An 18,707-nucleotide genomic window follows, 5' to 3' on the forward strand; every position below is an offset into this window, starting at 1 on the left:
GCAGATCAAAATATTTCCGATAAGCACGTAGGGTAGGCCGGGCCACGAGAGGCGGCCCAGCCGTCCACCCAAGCTTCACACCGAAATCCGCCACGGCGCCGTCGAATCGTAGTCGCTCTTGTCGGCATTGAGCGAGATGTGGACGTGCTTCGTGTGCGGATTCGAGCCACCGTAGCTGCGCCAGACCCAGGGCGCGGTGCCGCCCTGCGCATACGAACTCATGATGCGCCGGTTCCAGATCACGTACTTCACCCGCGGATCGCGCCCCGACTGCAGCGACTGCGCCAGCGTTTCGGCGCTGCAGCCGCCCGCCGCATCGTGGGTGATGTCGACCGCCGACACCACGCCGGTGTTGCCGTCCTCGATCCAGGGATTGTGGTCCGAGTCGCGCGAGCGGTGCGCGGCGTCGCCGATGGTGCCGTCGCTCGCCTTGCTGCGATTCGGCGCCTGGCGGTTGACTTCCTCGCGCAAGGCCGTGATCGCCCGCGCCAGGCGCCACGGACGGGCCGAGTCGATGTAGGAAGACGACAGCGGCGCCAGTTCGGCCACCGTCCCCGGCGCCATTTCGCCGACATCGTCACCGATGTTCGGCGTGGGCACCTCTTCCCGCATCTCCGGCGCGACGCCCTCTTCCGGCATGCGCAGGGCCTTGCGCAGCGCGCCGTTGAACAGCCCGCTCACCGTGGCAAAGCCGGCGTCGGTCGGATGCAGCTCGTCGGCCCAGCGCGCGCCGACGGTGCCGCGCACGTCGACGTGCCAGGCATTCCTGAACAGCCCGGTCGGATAGCTGGCGCCGCACAGGCGCTGCAAGACCAGGTTCAGGCGGTCGATCAGCTCGTGCACGATGGCGCGCTGCAAGGCCGGGTCCTCGATGCCGAGCTCCTCGCGCATCGGCCGCCCCAGCCATTTGTCGACCGCCGCCCAGCTCGGATTGCGCGTCTCGCCCGGCCCGCCGCCCGGCAGCGCGTAATCGTAGCCGTGGCAGACCACCGGCAGGTCGGGAAACTCGCGCGCCACGTTGTCGAGCACGCGGCGGTAGCAATCCTCGATGAAGCGCAGCTTCTGCTCCAGCGCCGGCGTGCCGAGATACCAGCCGGCCGGCTGCCCGGACTGGAAGCGCTTGAGGATCTGCGTGATCACCGACTTGCCGCGCCCATCCTCGCCGATGATGTCGTTGCCGCCGCCGGAGAACAGGAAAGCCTTCACGTTGCCGGCATTCCGGCGCAGCGCCTGCATGTACTCGGCGGAGTCGAAGACCATGTTCTGCAGCGTGTCGCCGGCGGAATCCACGCTCCACACGTTGTAGTCGCCGCTCAATTGATCAATCACATCGGACAGGAGCACCGGGAACTGGAACCAGGAATCCCCTTCGGACACCAGCACCGGCTTGCGGTCGCCGGTGGCGATGCGCGCCTGGAAGGCCGCCTGGCGCCGCATGCGGCTCAGGCTGTTTGCCCAGGACATGGCCATCGCCCCCTCGACGTTGTCGCGCGGCGGGGCGATGTCGACCAGTTCCGGGTTCGGGATGATGCCCGGCGAGAAGGGTTTCGCCAGCTCGGGCGCGCCCTTGAAGTAGGGACGCAGCTCGGCTTCGTCAATGCTCGGGTCGCGCATCATGTCGGTCAATTCGCGCATCGACACGCGCCCGCGCCCGCGCACCGCCGGCCTGGCGCCGGGCCGGGCACGCTCCTCGGACCTGCCGATGTCGACTTGCGGCAAGCCCTCGACGTCGACCGTGATGCGCAGATTGATCGGGATTTGCAGTGCGCCGGTTTCGCCCGCCGCCGGCTGGGCGCTGGAAACGGCTGCGCGCGCCGCCCCCTGCCCTTGCGAGGTTTCGAACATGCGGCCTGCGGACTGGCGGCCATCGGCGAAGATCCAGGCTGGCTGCCAGAGGTCGGTAACGCCGATGCGCCCGTCGAACTGCACGCCGGCATCGAGCACGCGGGCGTCGCGCGCCAGCTCGTAGCTCGGCACCGCGTAATTGGCCTTCAGGTATTCGCCGGCGAAATGCAGGCCGATCACGTGGCCGGTGGACACGTCGATCACGGACGAGCCCGAACTGCCGCCCAGGGTCGAGCTGTCGTGCACCATCGCCTGCACCTCGTTCTCGAAGCTGCGCACGCGGGTGCGGCGCCGCACCTTGCCCGGCTGCAGGCGCTTGACGTTATAGACGCCGCCGAAGATACGGTCCTGCAAGGCCAGGTCGTTGCGGTCGTCGCGCGCCGGATAGCCGACCGCCACCATGTCGCGGTTGAGCAGGTCTTCGGGGGCGCGCACCGACAGCGTCAAGGGCTGGACGGAGGGCGGCACGCCGCTCACTTGCAGCAGCGCCATGTCCCAATAGGGATGGATCATCAGCACGCGCTCGACCGTGATGTAGATGGCCCGGGCCGGGTCGCTGTCGACCTGGCATTCGAAGTCGACCAGGGCGTCGCCCGGCCGGTAGATCAATCCCTCCACGCCCAGGCCCTCGGCAAACAGGCGCGCCACGTGGCGGTTGGTCATCAGGAGTTGCGGGCCGACCAGGAAGCCGGTGCCGCCATACGGCACCGTATACATGTTCGGCAACTCGATGCGCCCGACCGCGCCCAGCAGCGGATCGATGCGGTTGCGCATCTCCCTGGTGTCGAGCGCGCCCCAGACGCCGCCCAGCTGGTCGTAGGTGCCGCCGCGCACGAAGACGGCCGGCCGGTCGTGGGCCAGCACGATGGCCTCGACGCTGAACAGCTCGGCGGGGCTGACCTGGTCGTCGCGCTGCTCCTTCAGCTTGCGGATGCCTTCGACGGCGTCGTTGTAACCGAACTGCGGCGCGGCGCCGGGGCGGTGGTCGCCACCGGCGTCGAACGGCCGGAGTTCGCCGCTCCAGTCGGGCGGCGGGATGGGCAGCGAGTCGAGATCGTCGCTGGGCGATAGCTGGCGCAGCATGGCGCGCAGCCGGCTGACCCGTTCCGTGTGATTCAGCATGATTCCTCCTGCATGGTTGCCGGTGCAAACAACAGAGGAGCCCGGCCGGCAAGGGATTGCCGGCGCCAGGCCGTCGCGCGGTGCTGCGCCGGGGCGTGCACTCGTCGTTATGCGTTGCGCATATGGAGGGTGGGATTAGTCTAGCAAATGGGTGAGATGGAGCAAGGTCGTGCGTTGTTATTTAGGCTATAGGCGTTCGCACACGTCACGTATGCTTTCAGCGCGGAAATCCAACGCAGCCGCCGATGCGCGCTGGCGCAACCCCGCTACATTCCATTACAAAATTGTTACGCGTTTTGTGACAAAGCGTGAATTTTCGGGCAACTTTCGCGGGGTATATTGGCTCGGCTGCAAGCCAGTGCGTTCCTCCTGTCGAAAAGCCGAGTCTGCCCACATGAAACAGTTACTCTTCAAAACGCGCCGTTTTTTCCTGGGAACTTTACTGCTGAGCACAGCCGCCCATGCCCAGATTCCCGGTTTCGAACTGCCGCCCGCCTGTCCGCCGAATTCCAGCTGCGCCCCCGGCATTCCACCCACGCTGCCACCGGCGCCACCCGGTACCTGCGGGCCGGGCAACGGCGGATCGACCTGCGGCGCCGAGGGTCCTGCCTCGGCCGACAGCTCCGGCGGCCTGAACATCGGCGCCGGCAATCCGATCAATATCATCAACGGCAACAAGTACCAGCGCGAAACCGACATGGCGGCGCTGCCCGGCACCCTCGGGCTGGAAATCGTCCGCCATTACAACAGCACCTTCAGCCGTCCCAACCATTCCACCAACCTGGTCGGGCGCGGCTGGAAGCTGTCGTATGAAACGCAATTGCACGTCACGGGCAACGCGTTCCAGATCATCCAGGCCGACGGCGCCCGCATCATCTTCGAGCGCGACCCGAACAACCCGGCGCTGTGCGCCAGCCGGAACCCGGCGGACGGCCACCTGACCGAAGTGCAGACCGGCCGCGGCAAGGAGTACGTCTGGCGCTGGACCAATGGCCGCGAACTCAGCTTCGATGCCAAGGGCAAGCTGGTGCAGATCCTGGCGCCCGGCGGGCAATTCGTGACCCTGCAATACGACGCCCAGGGCTTGCTGCGCACCGTGACCGATCCGCAGGGGCGCAGCCTGCGCCTGCATTACGCCGGCAAGCGCGATACGAGCGGCAACTTCCGCGGCCTGCAAGCCATCGACAGCCCGGTCGGCCGCTTCGCCTACAGTTATGGCAGCCCGCTGCAGCAAGGCACGGGTGCGGGAGCGGGCGACGACCCTGCCCTGCTGCGCGCCAACCTGCGCATGGTCAAGTTCCCGACGGGCGCCAGGACCTACCACTACGAAGACGCGCGCTTTCCCACGCTGCTCACCGGCATTAGCGAACTGGGCGGCGGCGGCGCCGCGCCGGCGCGCTGGCAGCGCATTGCCACCTATGGATACGACGCCAACGGCAAGGGCAATCTCTCCGTCAGGGGCCTGCCGGCCAGGCTGGCCCGCTCCGCCGGCGGCGCCCTCGTGCAGCCGGCCAGGCTGGCTGCGGGCACCGGCCTGGACCAGGTCACCCTCGACCATAGCCGCCCGGGCGTCACGATCGTCACCAACGAGCGCGGCCAGCAGACCGTGTTCCGCCACACTGTCAGCGGGGCCGGGTATCGCCTGCTCGAGGTGCGCGGCCCCGGCTGCGCCAACTGCGGCGAAACGAACGTCCGCTACGACTACGACCGCGACGGCCGCCTGACCGGCACCACCACGCTCGACGCGAACGGGCAGCCCATCGCCGCCACCGAAGCCGTGCTCGACCAACTCGGACGCACGCTGCGCCTGACCCGCGTTTTCTACCACAACGGCAAGCGGGTGTCCTCGCACTGGCAGCGCCGCTTCGAATACGCCGGCGCCAGCACCCGGCCGGTGCTGATCGGCCGCCCCAGCGTGATACCGGGCAAGGAACACCTGACCCTGGTGCGCTATGCCGACAGCGGCGCCGCCGCCGGCATGCCCATCGAAGTCACGGAGCGCGGCTTCGCGCCGTCGCCCGATGCGGCCGGTTTCGTGGCGATCGCCCGCACCATGTCCTACCGCTACAACACATATGGCCAGCCGACCCTGGCCGACGGCCCGCTGCCGAATGCCACGCGCGGCGCCGGCCCCGCCAACAGCGACATCACGCTCACCGAATACGACCCGAAAACCAAGCTGCCGGTACGCACCACGCTGCCGGGCAACATGCGGACCGAGGTGCTGGAACGGGACGCCGCGCTGCGCCCGACCATCGTGCGCACGGACGACGGCACGCTGGTGCGCACCACGACCGTGCGCTACGACTGGCGCGGCCAGCCGCAGGAAGTGCGCGCCGTGCACGGCAGCGGCGCCACGGCGCTGACCCAGGTCACCGGCTACCGCTTCGACCTCGGCGGACGCTTGACCGCGATGATCCGGCCCGACGGCAGCACGCTTGCGCCGTCTGCCGCCGAATCCGCTGCGCTGGCCAGCACGCCGGCCAAGACAGCAGTCAACGAATCGGCCGAAGGAACTGCGCTGCCGGCGGCCTTGCGTGCAGGGCGCGTCGAGACCGACAGCCTGAACCGCCCCGTCGCCTGGACCGATGCCGGAGGAGCGCGCGCCCTGGACGCCGCCTGGGGACCGATCGGCACCGCCGCCGAATCGATGATCCAGGCGTTCAGCGCCAACGGGGCCCAGGCGCTGCGCCTGGTGGACGACTTCGGCCGCGTCACCGCCATCCGCAACCCGGGCCAGGGCTGGCAGATCGCCCGTTACGACGCCGCCGGACGCATCGTCGAACTGCGCGACCCGCGCGGCGCCGTGCAAAAGGCCGGCTGGGACAGCGCCGGGCGCCTGGCATCGCTGCAACGCTTCCTGCCCGGCGCCGCGACGCCCGAGCAGACATTGGCCTACCGCTACCAGGGCATGCGCCCGATTGAGCAGCGCATCGAGGATGCCGATGGCCGGCGCGTCACGCTGACGGCCTACGACGGCCGCGGCCTGATGGTCAGCCGCATCCTGCGCATCGAGCCAGCCGGAAAACTGGCGCTTGCCATGCCGGCCGCGGTCGGCATGACGCAAAGCTGGCGCCATGACGGCCAGGGCCGCGTGATCGCGCAGGCCGTCACGGACCACCAGGGTAAACGGCTGGAACTGCTGCAGCAGCTCGACAAGAAAGGCATGCCCGTCGGCCTGTCCACGGCTGGCGCCCTGCCCGCCAGCCTGGGCGGCGGCAACACGGTGATCGGCAACGTGAGCTGGCAGCAGCAGTTTGCCACCGACATTGTGCACGGCGACGGCAGCGCCGACCATTTCGATGCGCCGCCGCAGGAGGCCGGTTTGCCACAAGCGGCCAGCCCGTTGCGCCAGGTGGCGGTGATGGGCAGTGGGGCGAACGAAGCGGCGGGAGAGACCCACGGTTTGCCCGGCACGCCGGGCGCCGGCGCCGATGCGGCCGGCCTGCCCGCCAGCATCGATACCATCCAGGGACCGCAGCACCTGTCCTGGAACGCCGCCGGCCAGCTGGCCCACAGCGCCAGGGCTGCGGGCAGCAGCAGCTATGTGTACGACGCGCTCGGCCAGCGCGTAGCCAAACTGGTCACGGATGCGCAGGGCAAGACCGGCGCCACGCTCTCGTTCTACGACGCCAACCGCCTGGTGGCCGAGGCCGATGCCAACGGCGCCATGCGTTACGCCTACGCCTGGCTCGGCTGGCGGCCCCTGGCCCAGTTCGAGCTGGGAACGGCGTCGCTATGGCAGCGCTTCAAGACCTGGCTGTTCGGCGCACCGGCGCGCGCCCTGCATACCGACCGCGTCGGCAAGGTGCTGAGCATGTCGGAGCACGGCAAGACGGTCTGGCAAGAGACACGCCCCGTGGGCGGCATGATGCAGGTGTCGCTGCAGGCCGGTAGCGGGTCGGGTCAGCACCAGCCGCTGCGCTACGTGGGCCAGTACCACGACGACGACAGCGGCCTGGTCTACCATGGCGCGCGTTACTTCGACCCGGCCAGCGGTCGCTTCCTCAGCCCCGACCCGGTCGGCGTGGGCGATGCCCTGAGCGGCCTGGCAACGCCGCTGCTGCTCGACCTGTACGCCTATGCCGGCGGCCAGCCGGACGACTACTTCGACCCCGACGGCGCGGCGCGCATCCGCTACTTCGCCATCACCACCGGCGCCAACGGCCAGGCACTCGGCACCGAACAGGGATTCACCAGGGCGCGCTGGGCCTTCATCGTCGACAACGTCGCCGCCGGCCCCGGCCTGAACCCGCTGGGCCAGGCGCGCAACACCTATGCGGCCAACCACACGGCCCTGCTGGTCGACGTGGGCGGCAACTTCAATGCGGCCAACCCGGCGCAAACCTGGAATGGCGCCGGCCAGGAAAGCGCCTTCCTCAGCCATTATGGGAACAACCTGATCAGCCTTGCCGAGTTCACGGTCGAGATGGACGACGACAAGGCGGCCAAGCTGATCGCAACCTACATCACCGCCGACCGCACCCGCCTGTTCGGCAATGTCTGCCCTGCCCGCAATCCCCTGCTGCCCCCGATCCGCTTCGCCCCGGGCGAAGCCGACATCAACGTCACGCGCCAGGTGGAACCCGCCGTGGCCGGAACGACGGGCAACCAGGCCAATGTGCAGCGTATCCTCAACTGCAACCGCCCGACGACGGTGCCGGTTACCTATGCCAACGACGAAGAGCGCCGGCGCGTCATGAAGTTCGAAGCCGCGGCCGAAATGCAGGAGTCACCCGCGCCATCGGCCATCTACCGCGACTGCAGTACGAACAACGGCTGCCGCAGCGCGACCGACATCACACTGAACGGGCATTCGTATTACGCCAGCTACGGGCGCACCCAGTTCGTGAGCGAAACCTTCCTGCGCACCCTGAACGACCTGGTCCCGCAGTTGACGCCCGCCGAACTGGCCCATCTGCGCCTGAATACCCAGGTACGGCTGCCCAACGGCAGCATGGGCACCATGGCGGACATGGCCGAGCTGGCCCAGCGCCGGGCAACGGCTGCCGGCAACGCCTACCGCAATTTCCGCGACCGTTTCGGCACAGGACGCACCACGGCACAGGCAACCGCTGCATGGAACAGCCTGAGCGCCGCGCAGCGCGCCAACTTCACGCGCGATACCGGTTTCGGGATGACGGAATTCATCGACATGCTCGCCTATGTGCCGAGCGGCCGGGCCCGCACCGAGAACGAGGGCCTGAACGCCTTCGGCTCCGAGGCGGCCCGCCGCCTCCTCGACGGCAATGGCGCCACCAGCTTCGGCGACTGGCTGATGTGGCTGTACCAGAGCCAGGACCCGTACAACTTCGTGTCGAAGCGCTTCCTGAAGAGCAATCTCGAAACCATCATGAATACACCGGCGATCCGCGCACGTTTCGTCAACAATGAAACGCCGGGAACCGAAGCCTACCGGACCCGCCAGCGCGCCATCGAGAACGACCTGGCGGTACGCACCGCGATTACCCATAATCGCGGCAGCGGCGGCACCTCGGTGAATATCAGCGTGCCCCAGTACGTGCAGGACTACGCAAACGAATTCACGCGCGTGGCCGGCCGTGGCGACTGGCGTTCGCTGCGCTGTTCCGACGAACTGGGCGATACCAAAGGCCTGCAATTCAATAACCTGAATCTGAGATAACGACCATGAAGCTTTTTTCGACGCTGTGTGCCGCCATGGGGATGCTGCTGCCGGTTTGCGCCTGGGCCGCTGCTGCGCCGCCGGCCGGCATCGAACTGCGGCCCGACGCGCCTGCATGCATGACGCCCAGGGCGAAGCCGCCCAAGCTTGGCGTGGACGTGGCGAATGACATGCCGACCGAGATCAAGGCGGATTTCAATGGCGATGGCTGGTGCGACTATGCATTGGCGGTACCCTATCCACGCAACTCGCAGATGAATTCATACCGCCTGGACCAACTCATGGCACTGGGGCAGGCCGATGGCTGGAAGCCGGTATTCAACGGAAAGAAAGGATGGGAACTGGATGCGGATGGGTATGGGTATCGGACTTGGCCAACCGACCGTATCGACCTGACCGATATCAGGTTGCTTTTTCCAAAGCAATCGGGCGCACCCTTTGTGCTAGGGCTGTATGCAGGCGACCCTGATGAAGGAAAACGCAGCATGGGAAAAAACTGCTATCAGTATCAATCCGTGCATCGTTGGGACGACAAGGTTGGCACCTTCAGGAAGACCGATGATGCAACACGTGACGCGGTGCTGAATTACTTTTACTCGACGATCGACAAACCCTGCAGCGCGAAAAAATAAACGTGTCGTGGATGGCAGCCCAACAATCACATGGCCTCATTACCTGTTCCGGCATATGAAGCGTATTCCATCGTTGGCGATCATGAATGGCGTGACGATGTTGGCTTTTTCAGGCGTGCATGCTGCCGAGCCATATACCCTCGACCTGCGCCCTGATGCGCCGCAATGCAGGATGCCTCAAGCGAAACGGCCGAAACTTGGTGTCGACTTCAAGCATGATCTGCCAACCGAGATCAAGGTGGACTTCAATGGGGATGGTTGGTGCGATTATGCCCTGGGCGTCCACTACCCTCTGAATTCCAACATGAATGCCTATGACCTGGATGAGCTGATGGTGTTGGGTCAGGCGCGCGGCTGGAAGCCTGTTTTCAACGGCAAGAAAGGGTGGGAGCTGGAAGATCACGACACCTGGCCGACCTTCCGTATCGACCTGACCGATATCCGGCTGGTGTTTCCAAGGCAGGGTGGTGCGCCATTTGTATTGGGACTGTATGCGGGCGGATCGAACGACGGGACACGCGACATGGGTAACGGCTGCCAGCAGTACAACTCGGTGTACCGTTGGGACGATAAGGTTGGCACCTTCAGGAAGAGCGATGAGGCAACGCGCGATGCCGTGCTGGGGTATTTTTATTCGGCGATTGCAGAGCCTTGCCAAAGGTAATAGAAGCAACGAATGTAATAGCAAGCGCCAGGAAATAATTTGTGCTTGCGGTAATCAGCATGTGGTTTTTCGAGCGATTAATTACAACGCTTACTGTCGTATTACCGACCCAAGCTACAGAATCACAACTACGGCACATGCCAAAAAGTAGAGATTTGAAGCGTGTCAACGTCACGCTGCCCCCAAGTTTTACCATCGATCATCGTCCGCGCTGTACTGCCGTTCAATACATAGCAACTGGGATACCGCCAACATTCCAGACAGGAAGTTTCTAATGGAGTTGAAGGATTTGATACAGGCATTCGCCAGCTTGTCTGAGTGAAGAACCCTACCCCTTTGCGGCTACTGCAAGGAAAGCAGGTGCTAGATGTTTTGCTGGTCAAACGTGTTACGGGAAATGAAACACTATGCGGCGGACTGGAAACCGGCTTCTATGCGTATCGACACATTCTGATTTGCCTTTGAAGGAATTCATCGCACTACCGGTTGAGCTCCAGTTCGTGACAGACCGCAGGGACGTGCGCGCCGTGTACGGAATCATAGTGCAAGCGGCTGCCGGCCAGAGTGATGGCGCTCTGGCAACCTACGAATTGGTGGTACGCGATTCGTTAGCTCTGATGGAGTATCGCACCAATACCCGCGTTTCCCGTAATAAAAATGAACTGGATATCACTGACGTCATTCTGCGTGAGTGGCGCCAGAAAAATTCGGTGCTGGCAAAAGCCTTTGATGTGGAATGGTCGCATGTAAAGGGGTCGTATCCCGCTCGAGAATTCACGATGCAGCACGTGCCCGGACCGATATATGCCACGATCCTGCCACCTTCGGCTCCAGGCGATCAGACCGTTCCAGCCAAATCTGCCAACCATCAACTAAAGAGTGGCATGTTCAAAGGCGTATTCCGGCAGACTGGATACGAACACCAGTCAAGTTACAAGAATCCTCGAGCGATCGCCTCGACTTTGTACAGCATCGTTCGCATTACCCAAAAGGCAACATGGACCTGTGATAAAGGGTGATTGCAAATGTCAGTCATTCAACGCCTGTGCTTAGTTCCTCTCGCCGCAGTTTTAATACTTAACGCCTGCGACCGCAACCCGAAAGAATGGAAGACGCCAAACATGACCCCTCCCACGCCTCGCCTGCAAGCCACGTTCGAGAAAACCAAGACCGTATGCTTTGGCCGCTTCATGGTCGATGTGCCTGCATCAGCGACCGTGGCTTGGGGAGAGGTTGCAGTGCCTCTGGGTGTGAACGTCTACCCTAACGGTACAGCTGAAGTAAAAACGTTGGCACAAAAATTCATTGATGAACTAATGAGCGACAAAGCTATCAACCAAAACGATGTCCCCTTGCTAATTTCGGTCCACGATGTGGACCAACCTGAAGGAAAAATAGTCGTCGGTTACGAAGATTTTGAAGCTATTAATGGGCTAAAAATCAATGGGTACTTTAGATTGAACAATGACGGTGTTGTCATCGACTCACGCCCTTTAAGGCCCCGAAAAGATCAGGTAATCGCAGACATAACCAGCATCGCCCGGCGTTTGCAGCAACGCGCTGAAAACGAAATCCCCGCCGAGCCTGGCAACTGTATCGAATATGCTTTCCTCCCTGACAACCCTGCTCCAGGCGAGGAACCGCCCGTAGAACTCATTCGTATCGGCTTTCGGTTAAAGGAGTTCCCTGACACGCACCTCTCGGTTTTTGTCGGACCGTCGAATCCCCATTACGAAGAGAGCCACTCGCTGGAGTGGCGGCTCACTCAGCTCGAGAAGAACCAGAAAGCCCAGGATCCCAACAATCCGCTGATAAAAACCAAAGACTTGCGCAGAGGGGAGCGGCAGATCCACGGGTGGCTAAACGGCTTTGAGGCCCTGTCGCGTACCCCAGAACAGGCGGAAATACACTCGATCCATGATTTCGCCATGGATTTTAGAGGCGAGCCGTCGGACCCGCTGAAACCTTATGTAGAAATACAGATGCAGACTGGCGTTGCCGACAACGTCGCCGGCGCAACTAAAGCTAGCCTGACTGACGAAGAAGCCATCGCGGTTTGGGACAAGATCACCAGCACTATCCGCGTGCGTCCAACCGGCGCCGCGGCGGTTAAGACGGCCGAAACGGACTCTGGCCCCAAGCGTCCACTCGGCGAGCTTGCGGCAACTGGCCGCGCGTGCCCGCAAACGGGCTGGTGGGTGCCTGATGAGCCGAAAAATACTCAGGGTGACCGGCGACAGCACATCAAGGCGGGCGAGCGCATGCCGCATGTGATATCGCTCGGCGAACCGTCCATATGGCAAAAGCTGAAGGGAGAAAGGCCTACTTACCGCACGGCGACGATGTGGAAACTAGTCAGCTATGACGACGCACCAGTTCACGTCAACACAATCGAGGAGACGCAAACAATCGCACAAGGTTCTCCTGATAACGTTGCTGCCAAAAACGCTAGTGACAACACAACCGAAAGAAGTCGAAACGACCAAACCTCGCCGCAAACAAAAGGTTAATTCGTGCGAAATGTGATTCGTCTTGGCGACCCCACATCTCACGGCGGCAAGGTCGAGAGTGCCGGCGCAGATCATTTTACGGTTGATGGCATTCCAGTCGCTCGCGTTGGGGATATATGCAGTTGCCCCATCAAAGGACATGACAAATGCACCATTGCCGAAGGAGACCCAGACCACGTCATTGACGGGGTTGCCGTCGCCTACGATGGGCACAAGACCACTTGTGGCGCAACCTTGATCGCCACCGTAGGGAACTTTGGTGGGCAATAGTTCAAGCATATAATTCCGACTGATCTGCTCTGGCAGAACCTGCCGCGCCGAGACGACCGCCAAGGGTCGTAGCTTCCTTTAGTGCGTTCTTTAGTTCGCTCGCTGATTCGCTTGACTTCGTGCTCGGCGAACGCTGCCATGATGCGAATGGTCCGGCCATTTGCTTTTAGTATGTCGCAAGCGACGAACTTGACCGCGTTTCTACCTTTGCTCTTCGCGGCCTCCATCAAACCTGTAATGATTGAACGTCTGGCACAAATGCTGGCGCTGGCTACCGCATGCCCGAGAAATCCAGCCCTGCTGTCTACATACAACAAAGCCCAACCAAATCGGCTGGGCCAAGTCGTTGATTTTATTGGTAGGCCTCCCCGGAGTCGAACCGGGCACCAACGGATTATGAGTCCGCTGCTCTAACCAAGCATGAGCTAGAGGCCCAGAAATCGGGACAGTGGCTGAAAGAAGATTTCGCCACCCGCTCCAGCGGCGCGGAACCGTGGAGCAGAGTGGCGAGAGGATATTGCTTTTACACTAGAGCCGTCAAGCTTTAAAGGAGCCGGCAGCCAGAATCAGCTGCTCCCCTCCAGGAAGCTCTTCAGCTTGTCCGAGCGCGACGGATGCCGCAGCTTGCGCAGCGCCTTCGCTTCGATTTGGCGAATCCGCTCACGCGTCACGTCGAATTGCTTGCCGACCTCTTCCAGCGTGTGGTCGGTCGACATCTCGATACCGAAGCGCATGCGCAGCACCTTGGCTTCGCGCGGAGTCAGCGAGTCCAGCACGTCCTTCACCACACCGCGCATCGAGGCGTGCAAGGCCGCATCCGACGGCGCCAGCGTGTTGTTGTCCTCGATGAAGTCGCCCAGATGCGAATCGTCGTCGTCGCCGATCGGCGTTTCCATCGAAATCGGCTCTTTCGCGATCTTCATGATCTTCCGGATTTTGTCTTCCGGCATTTCCATCTTGATCGCGAGCGTTGCCGGGTCCGGCTCGGCGCCGGTTTCCTGCAGGATTTGGCGCGAGATGCGGTTCATCTTGTTGATGGTCTCGATCATGTGCACCGGAATACGAATGGTGCGTGCCTGGTCGGCGATCGAGCGGGTGATGGCCTGGCGGATCCACCACGTCGCATACGTCGAGAATTTATAGCCGCGGCGGTACTCGAACTTGTCCACCGCCTTCATCAGGCCGATGTTGCCTTCCTGGATCAGGTCGAGGAACTGCAGGCCGCGGTTCGTGTACTTCTTGGCGATCGAAATCACCAGGCGCAAGTTTGCCTCGGTCATTTCGCGCTTGGCCTTGCGGGCCTTCATTTCACCGGCCGCCATTTGGCGGTTGATGTTGCGCAGGTCCGGCAGCGGCAGCACGACGCGCGCTTGCAGGTCGATCAAGCGTTGCTGCAGTTCCTTGATCGTCGGGATGTTGCGGCCGAGGATGGCGCTGTAGGCGTGGCCGGCGTTCACTTCGCCGTCAACCCATTCCAGGTTCGTCTCGTTGCCAGGGAACACTTTAATAAAGTGGGCGCGCGGCATGCCGCAGCGGTTCACAGCGACGTCCAGGATCTGTTTCTCGATGTGGCGCACTTCGTCGACCTGGCCGCGCAGGGTGTCGCACAGCTTTTCGACGACTTTCGCCGTGAAGCGGATGCCCAGCAGTTCGTTCGAGATGGCTTCCTGCGCCTTGACGTAGGCTTTGGAGTTATAGCCATCCTTCTCAAAGGCCTTGCGCATCTTGTCGAACTGTTGCTCGATGGTGCCGAATTTCTCCAGGGCCGAGGCCTTCAGGGCTTCGAGCTGCTCGGCGGAATAGCCGGCCGCGCCGGTGCTGGCGGCAGCCTCTTCTTCCTCTTCCTCTTCTTCTTCCTCGGCCTCGTCCTCGTCGTCCTCGTCGCTGTCGCTCGCGGTCGGCGCCACGGCGGTCGGCGAGGTTTCTTCCGGGTCTTCCGGGTCGACCATGCCGTCGACGATTTCGTCGATCTTGATTTCGTCGGCTTCGATGCGGTTGGCGGCGGAGATGATTTCGGCGATCGTCACCGGGCAGGCGGAAATGGCCTGGATCATGTCGCGCAGGCCGTCTTCGATGCGCTTGGCGATTTCGATTTCGCCTTCGCGCGTCAGCAGCTCGACCGAACCCATTTCGCGCATGTACATGCGGACCGGGTCGGTGGTGCGGCCGAAGTCGGAGTCGACCGTCGACAGCGCCGCCTCGGCGGCAGCCTCGGCTTCGTCGTCGCTGGTGACGGTGGCGACGTTATCGGACAGCAGCAGCGTTTCGGCATCGGGCGCGTGTTCGTACACGGCAATGCCCATGTCGTTGAACGTGCCGATGATGCCTTCGATCGCTTCCGGGTCGACGATGTTGTCGGGCAGGTGGTCGTTGATTTCCGAGTAGGTCAGGAAGCCGCGTTCCTTGCCGGACTTGATCAGCGCCTTGAGCTTCTGGCGGCGGATCTCGAGCTCTTCTTCGCTCGCTTCGGTGTCGGAGGAGAACGCGTCTTTCAGCAAGGCTTTTTCTTTCGCCTTGCGGTCTTTGGCCTTGGCCTTGTCGACGGCTTTCAGCTCGGCACGTTCGACGGCGTTCAGCGCGGCGACCTCATCGTTCTCGGGCGTGAATTCCTTCGGCTTGCGTCCGCGCCGCCCGGGGACCTTGACGGTCGGCAGCACGTAGCCCGACGTGTCGATGGCGGCCAGGGTGGCGGCATCGGTGGTCTGGCTGACGACAGGCGCGGCACTCGTGCGAACTTCCGCCTTGTCTTGCGCGTTGTCCGCCTTGGCGGACGCTCTGGTGGTTTTGGCAGCCACTTGGGGTTCGGGTTTCTTGGTTGGCACAGGCGCTTTCGATGTCACAACGACGAACTTTACGATGGTTAAAGATAAAGTTTTATTACCTTACAACACCCTGCAAACAGCGTACAACACTGCTTCGCTAACGGAAACTCCACGCGCCTTTTGACACGAAAATCGTTTCAAAGGTTGCAATAGTTAGCGTTTTATTATAGCACGCACCCCTTATTTTTCCAGATACAAACCGTGCCATCAAGGCAACAGTCCAACGCAGGCCCGACGGGGTCAGCGCGACGACATCGCTGCTTCCGCCTCCTTGGCCAAGAGGTGCTGCTGGGCTGTGATTTCGCGATAGCGAGCACTTACCTGATCTGGGGTCAAGCCGGAAGAAAACAACTGGTTCAACTCCTGTTTCAGGGCATCCATCTTGATTTGCCTCACAGCACTTACCAGCCAGACACGGTCCGCTTCGCTGTCTGTTTCGGGTTCCGACGCGATTTCCGCGATGATACGGTCGTACTCGCTCGTCAATTCTTTCAGCTGCTGGGACAAGGCGGCAAAGGTGCCGTACTCGCCCAGCGCCTGGGCCATGCCTACCAGGTGGCGCAGGGCGTCGGCGCTTTCCGGGCCGAAATAGTCGAAGGCCTGCAAGGCGCTTTCGTCGAGGTGCAGCGACAGCGACGGGTGCGCGACCAGGATGCGCAGCATCTGCAATTCCAGGCCCACCGGCTCCGGACGCCCCTGGCGCGGCGGCGCCTTGCGCACCACCGACACCGGCTTTGACAATTCGAACAGCGCTTCGATCTCGGCCGGCGTCGATTCCGTGAGGCTGGCCAGCATGCGCACGATCTGCAGGCGCAGGCTCGAGGGCGTCATGGCCTGCAGCATCGGCTTCGCGTCGAACTGGGTCTTGGCGCGGCCTTCCGGCGTGCTCAGGTCGTGCTCGCCCGTCACTTCGCGGATCAGGAACTGCGACAGCGGCATCGCTTCGTTGATTTCCTGGGCAAAGGCGTCGGCGCCGAATTCGCGCACATAGCTGTCCGGGTCGTGTTCTTGCGGCAGGAACAGGAACTGGATGGTCTTGTTGTCGCTTACTTGCGGCAGGCAGGCTTCCAGCGCACGCCGGGCGGCGCGGCGGCCGGCCTTGTCGCCGTCGAAACTGAAGATGACGTTGTCGGTCTGGCGCAGCAGCTTTTGTACGTGGGTACTGGTGCAGGCCGTGCCGAGCGTGGCCACGGCTTGCGGGAAGCCAAGCTGGGCCAGGGCGACCACGTCCATATAGCCTTCCGTCACCAGCACGTAGCCAGCGTCGCGGATCGCTTGGCGAGCCTCGAACAGGCCGTACAGCTCCAGGCCTTTCTGGAACAGCGGGGTTTCCGGCGAGTTCAGGTATTTCGGTTCGCCGCCGTCGAGCACGCGGCCGCCGAAGCCGATCACCTGCCCCTTGGTGTTTCGGATCGGGAACATGATGCGCTCGCGGAAGCGGTCGTAGCGTTTCTTGTTACTGCCGTCTTCGTCGACTTTATCGATGACCAGTCCCGACTCGACCAGGGCCAGCGCGTCGTAATCCTGGAATACGCTGCGAAGGCTATCCCAGCCGGACGGGGCGTAGCCCATGCCGAAGCGGGCGGCAACCTCGCCGGTCAGGCCGCGGTTCTTCAGGTAATTGATGGCGTTCGGCGCGTTGCGCAACTGCGCGCGGTAATAATCGCAGGCCTGGCTCAGGGCGTCGGTCATCGCCAGCGATTGCGCCTGCTGGGCGGCGCGTTGCATCGGCGGGATCTTGTCGTCGGCTTCGGGCACAATCATGCCCACGTTCTGGGCCAGGTCTTTCACGGCATCGACGAAGCCCATGCCCGAGTATTCGATCAGGAAGCCGATGGCGGTGCCGTGGGCGCCGCAGCCGAAGCAGTGATAGAACTGCTTGGTCGGGCTGACGGTGAAGCTGGGGGATTTTTCGCTATGAAAAGGACACAGCCCCATGAAATTGGCGCCGCCCTTTTTCAGCTGGACATAGCGCCCAACCACATCGACGATGTCGACACGGTTGAGCAGATCGGTAATGAATGATTGCGGGATCACTTGGTGGTCACAGTGTTTGTCTCAGGTCAGACTATACCGCAGCGCTCGCTACAAATTGATTTGCAACAAGCAGGGGCCGCACAAGGCCCCTTTGTGGTACATCAGGCGCCGGACAGCGCTTTTTTGACGAGGTTCGATACAACAGTCATGTCGGCGCGGCCAGCCAGCTTCGGCTTGACGATGCCCATGACCTTGCCCATGTCCTGCGGACCGGCGGCGCCCGAGGCGGCCACGGCAGCGGCGACTTCGGCGGCGATTTCGTCGTCGGACAGGCCGGCAGGCATGTAGGCAACCAGCACTTCGAGCTCGGCCTTTTCGATGTCGGCCAGGTCGGGGCGGTTACCGGCTTCGAACTGGGTGATCGAATCCTTGCGCTGCTTGATCATCTTTTCGACGATGGCGACGGTTTGCTGCTCGTTCACTTCGATCTGCTCGTCGACTTCCTTGCGCTTGATTTCGGCCAGGATCAGGCGGATGGTCGCCAGCTTGCCGGCTTCCTTGGCGCGCATCGCGGCTTTCATGTCGTTCGTGATTTGTTCTTTCAGGCTCATGGCATCTCCGAGATAATGATTACAAACAACAAAACCCGCCGCGGTCACAACCAGGGCGGGTTCAAGAGACTTCTCGCGGCTACCGGGACGGGCATTGCCCACGTCGCCGGATCATGGCCAGCTGGAGAGTCTTAGTACAGCTTCTTAGGCAGTTGCTGGCTGCGGATGCGCTTGTAGTGACGCTTCACGGCAGCTGCCAGCTTGCGCTTGCGCTCTGCAGTTGGCTTTTCGTAGAACTCGCGTGCGCGCAGTTCCGTCAGCAGACCGGTTTTTTCGATAGTGCGCTTGAAGCGACGCATAGCGACTTCGAACGGCTCGTTTTCTTTAAGGCGGATAGTGGTCATGTAAAAATCAAACCGTTGGATTTAGGGAAGAACGAAAGTCTAGCAGGTTTTGACAAGTTGGGGAAGAGTTTACCTTCTTGTGCTGAATTTGCTACATCGGCATGGGTGGCATGCTGTATTGGGGCTGTTGCCTGTTCTGTTATTGGTTTGTTTGATCCGCGTGGGCACGGAGTGCCCACCCTACGGGAGGCGTTCCGAGCCGTTGTCGAATGAACCCGGAGACGTTCCGGTCCGGTGCCGCATGAGGCTGCGGACCTCTAAGCGAA

Annotated in this window: 11 protein-coding genes and 1 tRNA gene; 6 read left to right on the top strand and 6 right to left on the bottom strand. The window is 62.5% G+C overall.

Annotated elements, in window-relative coordinates:
• Positions 1-75 precede the first annotated feature (75 nt).
• A complete protein-coding gene (locus LK540_RS10380; protein WP_229437226.1) occupies positions 76-2,967 on the bottom strand; it encodes a serine protease in 2,892 nt (963 codons plus the stop codon).
• A gap of 394 nt (positions 2,968-3,361) precedes the next feature.
• Between LK540_RS10380 and LK540_RS10385 the strand changes: the two genes are divergently transcribed.
• The 6 genes from LK540_RS10385 to LK540_RS10410 all read left to right on the top strand — a co-directional run bounded on the left by LK540_RS10385 (position 3,362) and on the right by LK540_RS10410 (position 12,687).
• Positions 3,362-8,611, top strand: coding sequence for an RHS repeat-associated core domain-containing protein (locus tag LK540_RS10385; protein WP_229437227.1), 5,250 nt, complete (start codon positions 3,362-3,364; stop codon positions 8,609-8,611).
• A 5-nt stretch (positions 8,612-8,616) separates the two neighbouring features.
• On the top strand, positions 8,617-9,243 hold the full coding sequence (locus LK540_RS10390) for a hypothetical protein (protein ID WP_229437228.1): 627 nt from the start codon (positions 8,617-8,619) through the stop codon (positions 9,241-9,243).
• Between the two features lie 55 nt (positions 9,244-9,298).
• Complete coding sequence (locus tag LK540_RS10395) at positions 9,299-9,907, top strand: hypothetical protein (RefSeq protein WP_229437229.1); 609 nt, start codon at positions 9,299-9,301, stop codon at positions 9,905-9,907.
• A 461-nt stretch (positions 9,908-10,368) separates the two neighbouring features.
• Positions 10,369-10,926, top strand: coding sequence for a contractile injection system protein, VgrG/Pvc8 family (locus LK540_RS10400; RefSeq protein WP_229437230.1), 558 nt, complete (start codon positions 10,369-10,371; stop codon positions 10,924-10,926).
• Positions 10,927-10,932: 6 nt separating this feature from the next.
• Positions 10,933-12,417, top strand: coding sequence for a T6SS immunity protein Tli4 family protein (locus LK540_RS10405; RefSeq protein WP_229437231.1), 1,485 nt, complete (start codon positions 10,933-10,935; stop codon positions 12,415-12,417).
• Between the two features lie 3 nt (positions 12,418-12,420).
• Entirely contained in the window at positions 12,421-12,687 is a 267-nt protein-coding gene (locus LK540_RS10410) for a PAAR domain-containing protein (protein ID WP_229437232.1), read from the top strand.
• A 356-nt stretch (positions 12,688-13,043) separates the two neighbouring features.
• On the opposite strand, the gene LK540_RS10415 is transcribed toward LK540_RS10410, so the two are convergent.
• From LK540_RS10415 to rpsU, 5 genes are all read right to left on the bottom strand, one after another.
• Positions 13,044-13,122: transfer RNA gene (locus LK540_RS10415), tRNA-Ile, on the bottom strand.
• Between the two features lie 131 nt (positions 13,123-13,253).
• Positions 13,254-15,482, bottom strand: a complete 2,229-nt coding sequence (gene rpoD / locus LK540_RS10420; protein ID WP_229437233.1) for an RNA polymerase sigma factor RpoD — start codon at positions 15,480-15,482, stop codon at positions 13,254-13,256.
• A gap of 267 nt (positions 15,483-15,749) precedes the next feature.
• The gene (gene dnaG / locus LK540_RS10425; RefSeq protein WP_229437234.1) at positions 15,750-17,546 is read right to left on the bottom strand and encodes a DNA primase; all 1,797 of its coding nucleotides are present in this window, start codon (positions 17,544-17,546) and stop codon (positions 15,750-15,752) included.
• Between the two features lie 101 nt (positions 17,547-17,647).
• A complete protein-coding gene (locus LK540_RS10430; protein WP_229437235.1) occupies positions 17,648-18,097 on the bottom strand; it encodes a GatB/YqeY domain-containing protein in 450 nt (149 codons plus the stop codon).
• A 131-nt stretch (positions 18,098-18,228) separates the two neighbouring features.
• Positions 18,229-18,441: a 30S ribosomal protein S21 gene (gene rpsU, locus LK540_RS10435; protein ID WP_005665410.1), complete on the bottom strand. Its 213-nt coding sequence runs from the start codon at positions 18,439-18,441 to the stop codon at positions 18,229-18,231.
• Positions 18,442-18,707 lie beyond the last annotated feature (266 nt).

The organism is Massilia sp. IC2-278, assembly GCF_020708045.1.
Taxonomy (GTDB): Bacteria; Pseudomonadota; Gammaproteobacteria; order Burkholderiales; family Burkholderiaceae_D; genus Telluria.